Origin of the sequence: Chitinophaga rhizosphaerae (assembly GCF_003958645.1) — a bacterium.
Classification (GTDB): Bacteria; Bacteroidota; Bacteroidia; order Chitinophagales; family Chitinophagaceae; genus Chitinophaga; species Chitinophaga rhizosphaerae.
On the sequence record NZ_RXLO01000001.1, the window covers coordinates 568,582 to 584,623 of the forward strand.

13 protein-coding genes are annotated in these 16,042 nt (G+C 56.8%); 4 read left to right on the forward strand and 9 right to left on the reverse strand.

Features of this window, described 5'->3' with window-relative positions; genetic code table 11:
- Positions 1–21: 21 nt before the first annotated feature.
- The 7 genes from dgoD to EJ361_RS02240 form a co-directional block, all read right to left on the reverse strand.
- A complete protein-coding gene (gene dgoD, locus EJ361_RS02210) occupies positions 22–1,170 on the reverse strand; it encodes a galactonate dehydratase (protein ID WP_126243708.1) in 1,149 nt (382 codons plus the stop codon).
- A gap of 18 nt (positions 1,171–1,188) precedes the next feature.
- A complete protein-coding gene (locus EJ361_RS02215; protein ID WP_126243709.1) occupies positions 1,189–1,812 on the reverse strand; it encodes a bifunctional 4-hydroxy-2-oxoglutarate aldolase/2-dehydro-3-deoxy-phosphogluconate aldolase in 624 nt (207 codons plus the stop codon).
- 152 nt (positions 1,813–1,964) lie between these two features.
- The gene (locus EJ361_RS02220) at positions 1,965–2,954 is read right to left on the reverse strand and encodes a gliding motility protein GldB-related protein (protein ID WP_126243710.1); all 990 of its coding nucleotides are present in this window, start codon (positions 2,952–2,954) and stop codon (positions 1,965–1,967) included.
- 235 nt (positions 2,955–3,189) lie between these two features.
- Positions 3,190–4,707, reverse strand: a complete 1,518-nt coding sequence (locus tag EJ361_RS02225) for a choice-of-anchor I family protein (protein ID WP_126243711.1) — start codon at positions 4,705–4,707, stop codon at positions 3,190–3,192.
- A 95-nt stretch (positions 4,708–4,802) separates the two neighbouring features.
- The gene (locus EJ361_RS02230; protein ID WP_126243712.1) at positions 4,803–5,456 is read right to left on the reverse strand and encodes an alpha/beta hydrolase family protein; all 654 of its coding nucleotides are present in this window, start codon (positions 5,454–5,456) and stop codon (positions 4,803–4,805) included.
- 23 nt (positions 5,457–5,479) lie between these two features.
- The gene (locus EJ361_RS02235) at positions 5,480–7,441 is read right to left on the reverse strand and encodes a tetratricopeptide repeat-containing sensor histidine kinase (RefSeq protein WP_164714043.1); all 1,962 of its coding nucleotides are present in this window, start codon (positions 7,439–7,441) and stop codon (positions 5,480–5,482) included.
- Positions 7,442–7,632: 191 nt separating this feature from the next.
- Entirely contained in the window at positions 7,633–8,643 is a 1,011-nt protein-coding gene (locus EJ361_RS02240; RefSeq protein ID WP_126243714.1) for a zinc-binding alcohol dehydrogenase family protein, read from the reverse strand.
- Positions 8,644–8,730: 87 nt separating this feature from the next.
- On the opposite strand from EJ361_RS02240, the gene EJ361_RS02245 reads away from it, so the two are divergent.
- Together EJ361_RS02245 and EJ361_RS02250 are read left to right on the forward strand one after the other, a co-directional pair.
- Positions 8,731–9,588 (forward strand): AraC family transcriptional regulator, encoded by an 858-nt coding sequence (locus tag EJ361_RS02245; protein ID WP_126243715.1) that lies wholly within the window; start codon positions 8,731–8,733, stop codon positions 9,586–9,588.
- 79 nt (positions 9,589–9,667) lie between these two features.
- On the forward strand, positions 9,668–10,585 hold the full coding sequence (locus tag EJ361_RS02250) for a glycerophosphodiester phosphodiesterase family protein (RefSeq protein WP_164714044.1): 918 nt from the start codon (positions 9,668–9,670) through the stop codon (positions 10,583–10,585).
- On the opposite strand, the gene rph is transcribed toward EJ361_RS02250, so the two are convergent.
- Positions 10,523–13,123 carry a rifamycin-inactivating phosphotransferase gene (rph, locus tag EJ361_RS02255; RefSeq protein ID WP_126243717.1) on the reverse strand — a complete coding sequence of 867 codons (2,601 nt, stop codon included), beginning with the start codon at positions 13,121–13,123 and terminating at the stop codon, positions 10,523–10,525. The two genes, EJ361_RS02250 and rph, sit on opposite strands and share 63 nt — an antisense overlap.
- The gene (locus EJ361_RS02260) at positions 13,113–13,598 is read right to left on the reverse strand and encodes a MarR family winged helix-turn-helix transcriptional regulator (RefSeq protein WP_126243718.1); all 486 of its coding nucleotides are present in this window, start codon (positions 13,596–13,598) and stop codon (positions 13,113–13,115) included. The genes rph and EJ361_RS02260 overlap by 11 nt, the downstream gene beginning before the upstream one ends.
- 209 nt (positions 13,599–13,807) lie before the next feature.
- Between EJ361_RS02260 and EJ361_RS02265 the strand changes: the two genes are divergently transcribed.
- Positions 13,808–14,539, forward strand: a complete 732-nt coding sequence (locus tag EJ361_RS02265) for an ImuA family protein (RefSeq protein WP_126243719.1) — start codon at positions 13,808–13,810, stop codon at positions 14,537–14,539.
- Between the two features lies 1 nt (position 14,540).
- Positions 14,541–16,040 carry a Y-family DNA polymerase gene (locus tag EJ361_RS02270; protein WP_126243720.1) on the forward strand — a complete coding sequence of 500 codons (1,500 nt, stop codon included), beginning with the start codon at positions 14,541–14,543 and terminating at the stop codon, positions 16,038–16,040.
- The last annotated feature ends 2 nt before the right edge of the window (positions 16,041–16,042 follow it).

Below are 16,042 nucleotides of genomic sequence, written 5' to 3' on the forward strand. Positions count from 1 at the left end.
AAAGTGGATACGCATCGCTGTTTACCATTCCGCCACACTGCCGTCGGTATGCCGCCATACCGGGTTCCGCCAGTTGTGGCCTTCTTCGGCCATCTTCCTGACGTGAGATTCATTGATTTCGATGCCCAGGCCGGGTTTCGACGGAATATCGACGTAGCCGTCCCGGTACTGGAACACAGTTTTATCAGTCAGATAATCGAGCAGATCGCTGCCCTGGTTGTAATGGATGCCAAGACTTTGTTCCTGGATGAACGCGTTGTGGCAGGTAGCGTCTACCTGCAGGCAGGCCGCCAGCGCGATGGGGCCCAACGGACAATGCGGTGCCGCCGCCACATCGAACGCTTCCGCCATGGAGATGATCTTTTTGCATTCGGTGATGCCGCCGGCGTGGGACACGTCGGGCTGGATAATGTCTGCATAACCATCCATCAGCAACGATTTGAACTGCCATCTGGAAAACATGCGCTCGCCGGTAGCGATGGGTATAGCCACGTGCCGGGCGATTTCGCGGAGGTCTTCGTTGTTTTCCGGCAGCACGGGCTCTTCGATGAACATGGGCCGGAAAGGCTCCAGTTCCTTAGCGAGAATTTTTGCCATCGGTTTGTGGACCCGCCCGTGGAAATCGATCCCGATGCCGAGGCCGGGGCCGCCGGCTTCCCGCACCGCGGCGATGCGCCGGATGGCGGCGTCGATCTTGTCGTAGCTGTCGATATACTGAATCTCCTCGGTGGCGTTCATTTTCACCGCCAGGAATCCCTGCTCCGCCATTTTGCGGGCGGCTTCGCCGACTTCGTTGGGACGGTCGCCGCCGATCCAGGAATAAACCTTCATGCGGTCGCGCGCTTTGCCGCCGAGAAGCTGGTAGACGGGCGCGTTGTAGAATTTCCCCTTGATGTCCCACAGGGCCTGGTCGATTCCGGCGATGGCGCTCATGAGGATGGGCCCGCCGCGATAGAATCCCCCGCGGTACATCACGTTCCAGTGATCTTCGATGTGCATGGGATCTTTGCCGGTGAGGTATTCCATCAGCTCGTCCACCGCGGTTTTCACCGTAGCGGCTTTCCCTTCGATGACGGGTTCTCCCCATCCCGTGATGCCTTCATCCGTTTCGATTTTGAGGAACAGCCAGCGCGGCGGTACCTGGAAGAGTTCGTAGCTTATGATTTTCATAACGTGCGATATGGTGGATCAGGATTGTAGTGCGTGGACGAGCTTTCTTGATTTTTCCGTCAGCTGTTGCAGATATGCCGGTGTAACGGCAGCATTGGCGTTGACGAGCGCGCTGCCGATGCCGAAACCGGCTGCGCCCGCCTTCCGGAATTCCCCGATATTTTCGGGTGTGATGCCGCCCGTGGGCAGGAGGCGCATTTTGGGCAACGGCGCGGAAATATCCTTGATATAAGCGGGAGACGTGGCGGGGAATACTTTTATCATATCCGCTCCCTGCTTCCAGGCCGCGTAAATCTCCGTGGCCGTGTACGCCCCGGGAATGCTCACGATCCCCAGTTCGCGGGCGGTTTCGATCACGGACGGTTCGAGGATGGGAGAGAGGATGAATTTCGCACCGGCAGCGGCGGCTTCGCGGGCCGTGGGCGCTTCCAGAACGGTGCCGGCGCCGATGATCATTTTGCCGTCCATTTTCGACGACACTTCGCGGATAACGTTGAGCGGATCTTCGGAATTCATCGTCACCTCCAGCAGGCGGATCCCGCCGGCATACATGGCTTCCGCGAGCGGGAGCACGTTTTCCGGCTTCACGCCGCGCACAATGGCAATGATCCTGTGTTCCAGGATATGTGAAAGTATTGACATGGAACTTTCGGGCTTGGGTTGCAGTAAGTAAGATAAAAACAAATAAGTGTATTTTCAACGTTTTTCGTCCTTCAACACTGAACAGCCATTTCCCCCCATGAAAAATCCCCGCCCGTCATGGGACAGGCGCGGATTTTCGAATCATAGGAACATTACTTGTCCTGTAACAAAATCAGGTCTTCGCCGTAAAACCCGGAAGTATTGAGGAAGCCCGTCACCGCCCTGATATCGGCGTAATTGAGCGAGATGATCTCGCGGAGGGCGCGTTTCTTATCTTCCGACCGTTCATAATAAGCTTTACTGATGGCGTATCCCATGAAATATCCCAGGTCGCCCACGGCTACTTTATTACCGTTGTACAGCCAGTTCGAATAGTCTTCGGAATACATTTCTTTCCGGAACCGCGCTTTCAGTTCGGGCAAATGCTTCTTGCCGTACAGGATATAGGAATGGGTCAGCGGTTCGCCGGTCACCAGCTCCGTCACAAAATCGCAGGCGCCTTCGTAAATGCATTGCCCGAGGAGGGATTTCCCTTCGGTAGACTGCTGGGTATGCACGTATTCATGGACGGAAACGGGGATGATGTTGTTCGTTTCTTTGGACTGGAAGAAATTGGCCAGCCGTTTATCCGGAAACTCCGACACATCGGTGTATTTGTTGCCCATGGTGATTTCCGTGCCGATGAGCGCCGTGGAATCTATGGCCACGCCGGCGGCGCGGATGGCGGTGATGGAGAAATACATGTTGGCCGGCCGCAGTTCCGGGTACAGTTCCCGGAATTTTTCGATGTATTGTTGGATGACGGGCACCTGGGGCTGCACCTGTAGGGTGTTCTGGCGGATGGATGCCCAGAATTTCGGGTATTTGCGGATGGTTTCCACCAGCTTTCGTGCATCGAAGTTCCGCAGCTGCATGAAACGCTTCAGCCCGGCGGTCCCCTTGTCGATATACAAAACCTGCATCAATTCAACCTGCCGCCCGGCGTCCTGGGTGGCATGCACACTGTCGAAAGCCGTCCAGAAAAGAGCGATATCGGAAGTAAAAACGTTGCCTGGCCGCTGTGCGGATACTTCTCCGGCCCCCGTTCCTAAAAACACGGAAAGGGCCAACAGGAAAGGGTTACGAAAAAAGAAGCTGCGCAATTGGCATGGATTTTTTAAGGATTCTTTTTTGGGCAGGGGAGCGGCGTGCCGCTATTCCCGGTCGCTAATTTACCGTATTATCGGCATCCGGCAACACCATCCGCGAAAACGCGCTCCGGCTGCAGGCAATCATCCTTTCCCTGCTGCCCGGCGTCACCGAACCGGCAGGACCACCCCATAAAAAACCAGCCCCGCAAAGAATGCGGGGCCGGTTCGGTCAATAAAACGATGGATATCAGTTTTTCGGTGTAAATACTTTCACTACACCGTCGTCTTCACTGCTTACGATGAGGAGGCTCTTTTTCGTTGGACTATCCTTCGCCGCCACGAACAACACCCCTTCGGGTGCGTCGCCTACTTTCAGGATGTTAAGGAATTGCGGCCGGGTGGGGTTGGTCACATCGTACACGGCTACCGCGTCCACACGTTCCATACCAACGAACGCTACGGTTTTCTTGCCCATCATGCCCAGCGCGATGCCTTCCGGCTCGATGCTCTTATCGTCGCTGCGGCCATCAGCGTAAATGCCGGCTTCTTTGGCTTTCACGTCCAGTTCGTTTTTGCTGTCGTACAGTTGGGTGCCGGTGTTGCCGTTCCAAACAGAAAAGGAGCGGGCGCCGAAGGAATAGAGCGCTTCGTACAGCCCGTCGCCGTTAGCGTCGCCGAGGGTTTTGGTAACGTTGAGGCGGCCGAGCACGGCATCCGCTTTCAGCGCGGCGGCATCGGGGAATACGGCAGGGTCGAGGGAAAGTGATTTGATGCGTTTGTTTTCGGCATACGCGTCCCATTCCCGGACGTCGCCTTCGTTGGCGGTGAACAGGTGCGGCACGCCGCCACTTACGAGCACGGCGATGGCATCGGGCTGATACATGCCTTTCACGGGCCATTTTTTGAAGGTAATGCCGCCGTCACTGTCAGACAGGTCTACGGCATTGGCGTCCGTATTGTAATCCTTGAATCCCAGCGGAAAAATGTCGGTAATGGTTTTCGACGCGAGATCGATTTTTGCAATGGCGTTGTTTTCCTGCAGCGTTACCCAGGCGGTTTTGGAATCCGGGGCAACGGTGATGTATTCCGGCTCGATGCCGGCGGTAAAGGTGCTGCCGGCGGGCCCGAAGTTGCGGAAACCTTTCGCCGCAAGTACCGCTTCCTGCGAGGCGAAACCGTTGAAATCGAGGTGCGTGGCGGTGTAATTGTTTTCCATGTTGATGATGGTCACTGAACCCGCGGGGTCGGCGGAATAATCCGTAGCGGGTTCACCTTCGTTGGCGGTCAGGATAAGCTTGCCGTCGGGCGAAAACGTGACCATATCGGGCAGCGCGCCGGTGGGGATGGTTTTGATGAGGGCGAGGTCGGAAGTATTGAATACGTCTACCCGGCCTGCCAGCGTTTTATTCGTAGCCTCGATGGCCGCGGCCAGTTTACCGTTGCTTACGGCCAGGCTGTTCACGTTTCCGCCATTGGTGAGGATGTCCTTTTTCAGGTCGGTGATTTTGGAGGGATCGCTGAGGTCGAGCACCTTGATCATGTTGGTGCCGTCGTTTTTCACCACAAAGAGGCGTTTGGTGGCGGGATCGAAGGCGCTGATCTCCGCGGCGCCGGATTCGCCGATGTCGATAGACCCGATCTCTGCGAAAGAGGATGGATCTTCGGTGATTTCGGTACCGGGGTCATTCTTCACATCGTCTTTCGAACAGGCAGCAAATGCCGTCATGGCCGCGATGGGCAAAATGTACTTGATTGTCGTGCGCATGTATCAGATAGGTTTTATACCGCGCAAGAGTAGGGAAGATGTATGACCGCGATGTAAACCGCAGGTTATGATATTGTTACCAAAGGCGGGACGGTTTATAGCTGTTGAACGGTCCATGCTTTGGCGGCGGCGGCCAGCAGCGAAATGACGTCCGTTTTGCCGGCTTTGAACGAATGGTCTGCCCCTTCGAATTTCTCGAGCGTGGCCGTGGAGAGCGATTTGCAGACGGACGCGATCATGTCCCAGGTAGCCAGGGTGTCTTTCGAACCTTGCAGGAACAGCATGGGGATGTGGATTTGGTGAAGATGTTCGGCACGGTCGATGGAGGGTTTGCCGGCGGGATGTAGCGGGAACCCGAAGAAAACGATCCCTTTCACCGGCGAATCCGGGTGGGAGGAAATGTATTGGGACGTCATTCTGCCGCCGAAAGATTTGCCGCTGGCGAACAGGGGGATCCCCGGCGCGAGCGCGCCCGCTTTTTCGATGGCCGCCGCAATGGCAGCCTGCGCCACCGCCGGCGAATCGGGCCGTTTCTTCTGCTGCTCCGTAAACGGGAAATTGAACCGCAACGTAGCGATGCCGGCTTTGGACAACGATTCCGCGAGGGCTTCCATGAACGGATGGTCCATGCCCGCACCCGCGCCATGCGCCAGTGTCATCACGCAAACCGGGTGCGCGGGCGACACATACTTTGCCGAAACCTTGCCGATCTCCGGCGAAACTTTTATTTGTAAGGATTTGGTGCTCATAACCGTAAAATTACATCAACGCTTCAAAACGAAATACCTTGTCCAACCTGTAATTCAATATTGACTGCCGTTCCCGCACCGGGCGAAGAATCAATGTCCAGCCGGCCCTTCATATACTGTACCCTCGAACGGATGTTCGACAACCCGATCCCGCCGGGAGCCGCATTCCTATCGAACCCGCGGCCGTTATCTTCCGCCGTGATATAGAACATATGTGCTTCATGGATGCATTGCAGCAGGATTTTGCTCGCCCCGCCATGGCGTATCGCGTTGGATAAAACTTCCTGCACGATGCGGTAAATATTGGCCTGCGCGGTATGCGGCAGGTCGCCGCCGGGCCCCGACCATTGGAATTCGATACCCAGGTCTTCGTTCGCCAGCCCGTCGCACAGGTCGGTGATGGCCGACCGGAGGCCTACTTTCAGGAGGCTTTCCGGCATCATATTATGCGCGATGCGCCGCAGTTCGGACATGGAATCTTCGAGGAGGTACATCACTTCGTCCAGCTGCCCGTTTACCTGCTTCTTTTGTTGCCCGGCAAGTTTGATGCGGATCCCCGCCAGGGAGCCGCCCAGGCCGTCGTGCAGATCGCGCGCCAGGCGGCGGCGTTCCTTTTCTTCCCCTTCCAGCAATGCATTCGCCACTTTCAATTCCTGCCGCTGTTCAATTTCCTTCAGCTGCTGCCGCGCCTGTTTCCTGCTGGTACGGTAAAACACGATCAGCGACAGCGTTGCCACCAGCAACAGCAGCCCCGCAACGCCCAGCAGCCCGTTCCAGAGGCGCTGGTTCTTTTGGGTCATGAGCGCGTCCTGTTTTTCGGCCTGCAGCTGGATGATGCGTTTTTCCTTTTCGGCGGTATTGTATTTCGTTTCTATCCGGGCGATGTCGGTCTTCATTTTTTCGGGGTAGGTGCTGTCGCGCTCGTCGCTATAGCGTTGTAGCCATTCATGGGCTTTGGGGATGTTGCCCATTTTTTCGTAGGTTTTTGCCATGCTTTGGAAATACAGCATCCGGTTACCGTCGAGGTTCACGGGTATTTCGTCGATCGCTTTCTGCAGGGTTTCCAACGCTTCGCCGTAATGCCCCATGTCGTGCTGGATCTTATACTGCATGAACCGCAGCTCGGCGGACTTATAGGTTTTATCCATTTTTTCAGCGAGCAGGATGCCGCGGCGCGCGTGGAACAGCCCCTGTTCCCAGGCTTTTGCGGCATGGCAATATTTGATGGCGGCGATGTGGTAATCGATATTGAACTCGGATGCAGGATATGGCCGCAACAGCTCCCCCGCGCGGTCGATCATCACTTTGGCCTGCGCAAGGCTGTCCATATAACAATAATTATTGGCGGCGTAGAGCGTTGTCGTGAGGCGGTCATGCATGTTCGGCGAACTTCTCGCGTAACATTCGAAGCTTTTGTCGAAGTAAAGCGCCGCCTTCCGGTATTCCTGGATATTCATGAAGATCATCCCCACATCCGTATAATAACTCCCGACCCGCGCGATCTCGCCCGCTTTTTCTGCCAGGGGGATGGATTTGGTGATGATGAGATGCACCATTTCGGATTCATTGTCTTTCCGCTGATAAATTGCCCCCATGTTCCGCCATGCCCTGGCCTGGTACACGTAGCTTTCTTTCGTCGGAAACTGGCTGAACCGGTTGGCGGATGCTTCATACAGCGCCAGCGCCCGGTCGTAGTCCAGGTCGAAGTAGAACCCCGCTTCGAAAAAGATGCCCATGGCCTGGAGGTAACCATGCTGGCCAGCGAGGCGTTTCCCCAGTTCCAGGTGCCGGCGGGAACGGGCGGTATCCGAATACGACCAGAAGTCGGACAACAGGAAGCTGGCACAGGCGCGGATACTGTCGTCCGCACCGTTCTTCTCCAGCTGGAGCAGACTGTCCACATACCGAGTTTCGTTCACCACCGGCTGCGCCGCAGCGGCGAAGGCGGCAAGGGTTAAAAGAAAAGTGAAAAAGCTTGTTTTCATATAGTCGGGCTGCTGCAAAATGATGGCCCCGGTACATGATCCCGGGTGCTGCATGGTTTTAATGATCGGAGGTTAAAAATACCGATGTTTGGGTAGAAAACAATCGCCGGGAAAATCGGGACGGGGCTGGATAAGAAAAGCCGCAGGGCCGGCGGGCCCCTGCGGCTTTCTGAACTTGTTCGTTGCAGGTATCAGTATTGAATGACGATTTTTCCGATGGTGCGCCCGCTTTCGAGCTGCCGGTGCGCTTTTTTGAAGTTGGCGGCAGTGAGGCCCGGAAGCGTTTCGGTGAGCGTGGGCAGGAGGGTGCCTTCGTCCAGCAGCGCCGCCACTTTGGTGAGGATGTCGTGCTGCGCCTGCATATCGGGCGTTTCGAAATTGGCGCGGGTGAACATTAATTCCCAATGGAAGCTCACGGATTTGCCTTTCAGCTTGCGGATATCGACCCCTTCGGCCGGGTCGCTGATGGACCCGATGCGGCCCTGCGGCACGATGAGCTCGGCCATGGGCTCCCAGTAACGGATGAGGTCTACCAGGTCCACAATGATGTCGACATGCTGAAAACCCGCCGCCCGAACGGCTCCCACAAGATCCGAATGGTCTACCACCACATCGGCGCCCATCTTCCGGCACCATTCAGCCGATTCCGGCCGGGACGCGGTAGCGATCACGTTGAGACCGGCGATTTTTTTTGCCAGCTGGATGGCGATGGACCCCACGCCGCCGGCGCCGCCGATGAAGAGGATGGTTTTGCCTTTGTCGCGCCCGCCGATCCCCATGCGGTCGAACAGCAATTCCCAGGCCGTTAGCGCGGTAAGGGGAATGGCGGCGGCCTCCGCAGCACCAAGCCGCGCCGGCGCTTTCCCCACGATCCTTTCGTCCACAAGCTGGTATTCGGCGTTGCTGCCGGGCTTGCGGATGTCTCCGGCATAATACACGGCATCTCCCGGCTGGAAGAGCGACGCCGCCTCGCCAACGGCTTCTACCACACCGTACGCGTCCCAGCCGATGATCTTCGGTACGGGTAAGGGCTGGTCTTTGGCGGCATTGCGGCGTACTTTATAATCGACCGGGTTCACGGAGGCCGCGACAATCTTCACGAGGAGTTGCCGGCCGGAGGGCACCGGTTTATCGGTTTCGAATTCGATGAAACTGTCTGTCCCGGTAATGGGCAACGATTGCCTGAATCCTATGGCTTTCATGTGTGCTAGTTATTTTAAGCAAATTTATACCAGTAAACATGATGTTTATCAGTACTATTCTACCATAATATTGTATAATTTCGCTCCATGCGCACACAACAATTATACGGGCCTTACGCTTTCCAGGTGGAAACGCTGGATGAAATGCCGGTATTGATGCCCAACAAGCACTTTTTCGAACTGGTATATATCCTGTCCGGAACGGGCCGGCATTGCATCAACCAGCATACATTCGATTACGGCGCCAATCATATGTTCCTCATCACCCCGCAAGATCGCAGCCGGATAGACATCGCGTCTACCACCACGTTTTTCTTCCTCCGGTTCAGCAATATCTACCTCAAAACGAACGCCCTCGCCACGGAAAACATCCGGCGGCTGGAGTTCATCCTGCAAAACGCCAACCACAAACCCGGTTGCATTCTGAAAAACCTGGCCGACAAGCAGCTCATCCGCCCCATGATCGAGGGCATCATCCGCGAGTCCGTGAACCAGGACCTGTACGACCGCGAAATCATCCACCAGCTCGTCAACAGCATCATTTTGCTGGTAGCCAGGAACATCGCCAAATACCTCCCCGAAAAGGTGGACGCCAATTCGGAAGAGAAAATCCAGGATATCATCGGCTACATCCAGCAACATATCTACGAGCCGGAAGCCCTGCGCACCGCGGCCATCGCACAGCATTTCGGGATGTCGGAAAATTACCTGGGGAAATACTTCAGGAAGCACTGCAACGAAACGCTGCAATCCTACACCGCCAATTACAAACTCACGCTCATCGAGCACCGCCTCCGCCACAGCGACCGGCGGATCAACGAGATCGTGCATGAACTGGGGTTTAACGACGAAAGCCACCTTAATAAGTTCTTCAAACAGAGAAAGGGCGTCAGCCCCCGGCAATACCGGCTGGAGCTGCAAAACGCGGCCGGTCATGAATCTTAACAGGAAATAAACATTTCCCGGCAAAACTTTCCCGAAAAAGTTCCGCATCTTGGGAAGAGAAACAATGCTTCGCGCTATCATGAAAACGATCCTCTTTTCCCTGGTGGCACTTTTCGCCGCCTATACCGCCAACGCACAGACATCCCGTGCAGACAGCATCCTGAAAGATTTCAAGAAAAACCCAAACCACGTGCTGGTAGCCGCCCACCGTGCCGCACATACGCACTTTCCCGAAAATTCCATCCCGGCGATCCGGGAAGCCATCCGGCTCGGGGTCGATATCGCCGAACTGGATGTACAGCGCACGAAAGACAGCGTTTTCGTGTTGATGCACGACCGCACCATTACGCGCACCACCGGCCAGCCGGGCTCCGTGGCCGACTACACGCTTGCCGAACTGCAAAAATTCCCGCTGCTCCATAATGGTCGGCCGACGAAAGAACGCATCCCCACTTTCCGCGAGGCATTGCTGGCCGCGAAAGGCAAAATACTGGTAGATGTGGATTTTAAGGTAGACGGGACCGGCGCTGCGAAAGACTGCTTCGTCCTCATCCATAAAACCGGCATGGCGCCATATGTTCTTTTCTTCCTGTACGACCACCCCGATGCGGCCATCCTGCGCGCGCACGACGCTTCCATCCCCATCATGCCGCGCGTCCGCGATGCGGCGAGCACGCATGAAACGCTGGGATATGGCAAGTTTCCGGCGCTGCATCTCGACGAGACCTTCTATTCCGACCGCCTGGCAGACAGCGTCCGCGCCACCGGCGCGCGTGTATGGATGAACGCGCTGGGCGATTTCGATAAAGCGGAACAGGCACAACCAGGCGCAGGGTTCGACAGGTTCTTCCAATCCTTTCCCCGCACCGGCATCGTGCAAACCGATTTACCCGGCGAGCTGATCAAATATCTCCGCAAGAAAGGGAAACACCGTTTACAGCATCTCGATAAACCCGTCCGTTCCGTTCACGCGGATCCGCTGCCCGTCGGCAATTAGGCGGGTAGCATTGTCTACGCCCACCACGGCCGGCAATCCATATTCCCGGGCGATGACGGCGCCATGGGTCATGAGCCCGCCTACTTCGGTGACGAGGCCGCTGATGGCGACGAACAGGGGCGTCCAGCTGGGGTCGGTGAACGTGGTAACGAGAATGTCTCCCGGTTCGAGGACGGCGGCTTCCATATCGAGGACCACGCGGGCGCGGCCTTCGATGATGCCGGAAGACACCGGCAATCCGGCGATGGCGCCTGCAGGGAGATTTTCGCGACGGTAATTGCCGGTCAGTACTTCGCCTTCGGAAGTGATAACGCGGGGCGGCATAAGTTTTTCGTAAGCGATAAAATCGTCCTTTCTTTTCCGGAGAAGCTGTTTGTCGAATCGACGGGTGCGGATGAGTTCCCGGATTTCTTCCAGCGAACAATAGAAAATATCTTCTTTTTCAGCTAAAACCTGCGCCTGCACCAGCTTCTCCGCTTCTTTCAGCAATGCTTTCTTATACAGGGAATAATGGCTTACGATGGTGTATTTCGGGTATTCCCGGAAGCCGATGAGGTTGCGCATGAGGCGGATCATACGATGCGTTTCGGCAGCTTTCCTGTCGCCGTCGGGCAAAGTACGCAGTTTTTGGAGGAGGCGCCGCTCCGTGTCTTCCGCTTCCCGGCGGCCCTGTTCGAACTTTTGGCGTGCGGCGCCGTGGGTAAAAGCGCGGACGTTGCCAAGCAGGATCGGGACCAGCGCTGCGGGATGCTCGTGCCAGCGGGGCCTGGTGATGTCGATTTCGCCGGGGCACCGCATGCCGTAGGTTTCCAGGAAAGCTAAGAGTGCTTCGTGTACCCCGGCACCGCCTTCAAGCTGTAAAAGGGAATCGGGAAATCCGTCCAGCCGTCCTTTTTCGAGGTAGCCGACAATTGCCGGAAAAGGGCGGATCGTGTCGGCCACGTCCATCAGGGCCAGCCCCATTTCGGAAGTGATGTTGTTGGGGACGGATTGGGTGAGCATATCGGCCACGTTCGTTTCCCCGAGCCATTCTTTTATATGGTCGTTGATCCAGTGCGTGGCGTTCATACCCGTCATCACGACACCGAAAAAATCAGGGGCGGAGCGGCGCTCTTTCGCCCGGCGGCTGTCTTCCACGATAAAATCGATCAGCTCCACACCGGATTTCGTACTGATCGTTTCCGCCAGTTCGGCGATGGCTTTGTTCCCGCTTTCCATGAGCGCCGTTACGATCGCCGGATCGTAGGTGTTTAGCGTTTCGTAATCGGGCGGCTGGATGCCGGGGCCGGGAGCGGGGAGGGGTTCGCTTTCGGGACCGGGGATGAAATTGCCGCGGTCGATGAGGGATTGAAGGGCGTCGCGCATGAGGGGGTCGGATTTCCCGAAAAGGTTGAGCATGAATGCACGCCGGGGCGAGGCCAGCTCGGGCATCACATCCACGAAAATCCTGCCGCCGGCCGTGGCCATGGGCCTCCCGGCGGTTTGCATGAAGAACGATATGCCGAGGGGTTTCATCGCGTCGGTCATCATTTGCTGGTGGCCGGTAGATAGATACACGCGATTTGCGTCGTCGTTTTCTTCCGGGACCGGGTACAGCGTGGTGATGGGCCGGCTTTGCACGATGTAGCATTTCCCGTCAGACAAACACCATTCGATGTCCTGCGGTGCTTTAAAATGCGCTTCGATCCGTTTGCCCGTGCGCGCCAGTTCCCCGATTTCATCGTCGGTCAAAGCCTGTTCCCGCTGGCGTTCCGGAGCGATCGGCCGTTCTTCGGTGCCGCCGTTTTCCACAGCGAAAATCCCCAGTTGCTTGGCGGCAATATGCTTTTCCAGGATCCGCCCATCCCTTACCTTGTACACATCCGGGTTCACTTTTCCGCCAACGAGGGCTTCGCCCAGGCCGAAACCCGCGTCGATAGACACTACTTTCCTGTTTCCGGACACCGGATCAGCCGTGAACATGATCCCCGATACTTCCGGGAAGATCATTTCCTGTACAACTACCGCCAGCAACACTTTCCGGTGACCGAATCCGTGCTGTATCCGGTAAACGGCAGCCCTTTCCGTAAACAGCGAAGCCCAGCATTTGCGGATGTTCGCAAGGATGTTTCCCATGCCGGAGATGTTGAGGAACGTGTCTTGCTGCCCCGCGAAAGACGCCGTGGGAAGGTCTTCCGCCGTTGCGCTGGACCGTATGGCGAAGGCTGTTCCTTCGCTGTAATCCGCCAGTTTTTTTGTTATCGCAGCGATAAGCTGTTCAGATAGCGGTGCGGTTTCGATGGATGAACGTATCGCGGCGCTGATGCGGGCGATGGACGGGTGGTCGCCGGGTCGGGCGCGTTCGAGTGCCGCAATTTCCATTTGGATATCTGTATGTCCGGCGATGAGGGATCGGAAGGCTTCCGTTGTGACACAAAAGCCCCGCGGCACGCGGAGCCCTTCAATTTTTCCCAATTCCCCGAGGTTGGCGCCTTTGCCGCCGGCCAGGGAAACCATGGAAGCGTTCGCATCCTGCAAATCGAGAAGGTTACTTTCCATTTGTTTGTTGGGTTTTGGTAGGTGGATGATTGAGCGATTGCGTGGTGGATTCCATAAGCGCGATCGCCTTTTCGAAATACGTTGCGATGACCTGCTGTTCCGCTTCCGAAAATGAAGCCAGGAGCGCCGTGGATTCCTGGCGAAAATCCCGGTAGAGGGGCTCCAGGAGCTGCTGTATTTTTTGGGTGACGGGCTCGATGATCACTTTACGGCGGTCATTTTCCGCGAAGCGCCGCTTCACCAGTTTTCTTTTTTCGAACCGGTCGATCAGACCCGTTACGGCGCCCGTGGTGAGCCCGGTAAGGGCAGCAAGCTCGCCGGCCGTCATTTGCCCTTTCTGGATGAGGAAGCCCAGGTACTTATGGTCCGTCCCCGATAGACCCGCTTTACGGGCCACTGCTTCGTGCAGCTGGATCGACGAAAAAGCGAAGTGCTGGCTGAGTTTCCGGAGGAAGGAGATATCGCCTGTTTCCATATTTTATCTTATTGAATTAATATCTTTGTTACTAAGATAATATTTTCCGGTGACAAAAGGGGAGATTAACGGATAAAATCTTCATAAACCCGGGATTTTCGAATCAACTGAAGCTACTGCTGGGTCAAAGCCCAATTTCTGCAAACAACTTTGAATTGCTAATATTTTTAGTATTTTTGCTAAAGAATCACGTAAGTGATCATTGGCGCATGGGACCGGCAAAACACGATATCATCCAGGATTTGCGGAGGGAGATCCTCCGGCTCCAGGGCTTAAAGGCAGCCACCACCGAAATCCCGGAAGATTTTGGTCTCGGCGCTATCAGCCATGTTTTCCCGCAAGGCGTTTTCCCGACCGGAGTAATTCATGAACTAACAACTGCCGAATCACCCATGTCCGCCACCAGCGGCTTCGCCTGTTATCTACTGAGCCACCTCATGCGCAGGGGCACCGTTTCCGCCTGGGTCTCCACACACCGCACCTTATTCCCGCCCGCGCTGGCCGGCTACGGCATCGAGCCAGACCGCATTCTATTTATCGACGCCGCCAGCGGCCGCGATGCGCTCTGGGCCATGGAAGAAGCCCTTCGTTGCTATCAGCTGGCCGCCGTGGTCGGAGAAGTCCGCGACCTCGATTTCACCGCCTCCCGCCGGTTACAACTCGCGGTGGAGAAAAGCAAAGTCACCGGCCTGGTATTACGCCCCCACGGCAGCCCGCTCGTACAAAACTCCTGCGTTTCGCGATGGCACATTTCCTCCCTGCCCAGCACACCTACTGCCGGCCTCCCCGGCGTCGGGCACGCCCGCTGGAAAGTGGAACTCCTTAAAATGAGAGGCGGCAAAACCGGGATGTGGGAAATGGAATGGTCGCCCGAAACATTGCACATCCTTCCTCCGGCCCAAACACCGGCCACCGCAGCCGAATGGAGAAAAATCGGGTAGCATGGAACAGCGGTACGTTTCAATATGGTTCCGTCACCTCCTGACGGACTGGAAGGCCATCCGCACCCCCGCGCTCGCGGGAACAGCCTTCGTATTCACCACCAAAGACAGGGGCAGGAACATGGTTTCCCATGCCAGTGCCGCTGCGCAATCCGCCGGCATTGCGCCCGGCATGCTGCTCACCGATGCGCGGGCACGGGTGAACGGGCTGCAGGATTTCGAATTGCCCGAAAACCAGGAAACGCACATCCTCCGGAAAATCGCCAACTGGTGCCTGCGGTTCACGCCTGCCGTGGCCCTGGACGCGCCCGATGGACTGTTGATGAACGTGACCGGGTGTGCGCATCTGTGGGGCGGGGAAGCGGCTTACCTTGCTGATTTGATGGAAAAACTCACCGCATTCGGGTACATCCTGAACGCGGGCATGGCGCCTGCGCCCGGGAGCGCCTGGGCGATAGCGCGTTTCGGCACCGCCGGACAGATCATTCCCAACGGCGATCAGCTCAAAGCTTTGAGCGGTTTGCCCCCCGCTGCATTGCGCCTCCAGCAGCACACCGTAAACCGCCTCTATCAACTGGGCCTGGAGCGGATCGAAGATTTCATCAAAATGCCGCGCCCCATGCTCCGCCGCCGGTTCGGACCGTTGCTGCTCACCCGGATCGACCAGGCGCTGGGGTACGGGGAGGAACCGCTGACTTACATCCAGCCACCTGTTCCTTACAACGAGCGCCTCCCGTGCCTGGAGCCAATCATGACCGCCACCGGCGTCACCATTGCACTGGAGCGCCTGCTCGAACACCTTTGCGCGCGCCTCCAGGCCGAAGGTCAGGGCCTCCGGAAAGCTACGCTGCTGGGCTACCGCATCGACGGCAAAACCGTTTCCATCCAAATCACCAGCAATCATGCTTCCAGCCATGCCGCGCACCTGCTGCACCTGTTTTCCATCCGCATCCCGCAACTGGAGCCAGGCCCCGGCATCGAAACCTTCGTATTGCAAGCCGAACGCGTACAACCCGTAGCCTCCACCCAGGAAGGGATATGGCGCAGCAACGGCGGCTTGCAGGATGTGGCGATCGCTGAAATGCTGGACAGGGTTTCCGCCAAGCTCGGGCCCAGCGTCATCCGCCGGTACATGCCGCAAGCGCAGCATTGGCCGGAACAATCGTTCCGGGTTACCGACAGTCTGACCGACAATCCATCCATCCCCTGGCCGGAAAAACTGCGCCCGGTTTCCCTGCTCGCAAAACCCCAGCCCATCACCGTCACCGCCCCGATCCCGGATTATCCGCCCATGCTCTTCATCATGAACGGAAAAATCCACACCATCAAAAATGCCGACGGACCGGAACGCATCGAACGGGCGTGGTGGACAGACGCCGGCGAACACCGTGATTACTACATCGTGGAAGACCAGGAAGGCCGGCGCTTCTGGATTTTCCGGCTGGGGCATTACGATCCTGAAAAACCCGCCGGGTGGTTCGTCCATGGTTATTTCCCCTGAAT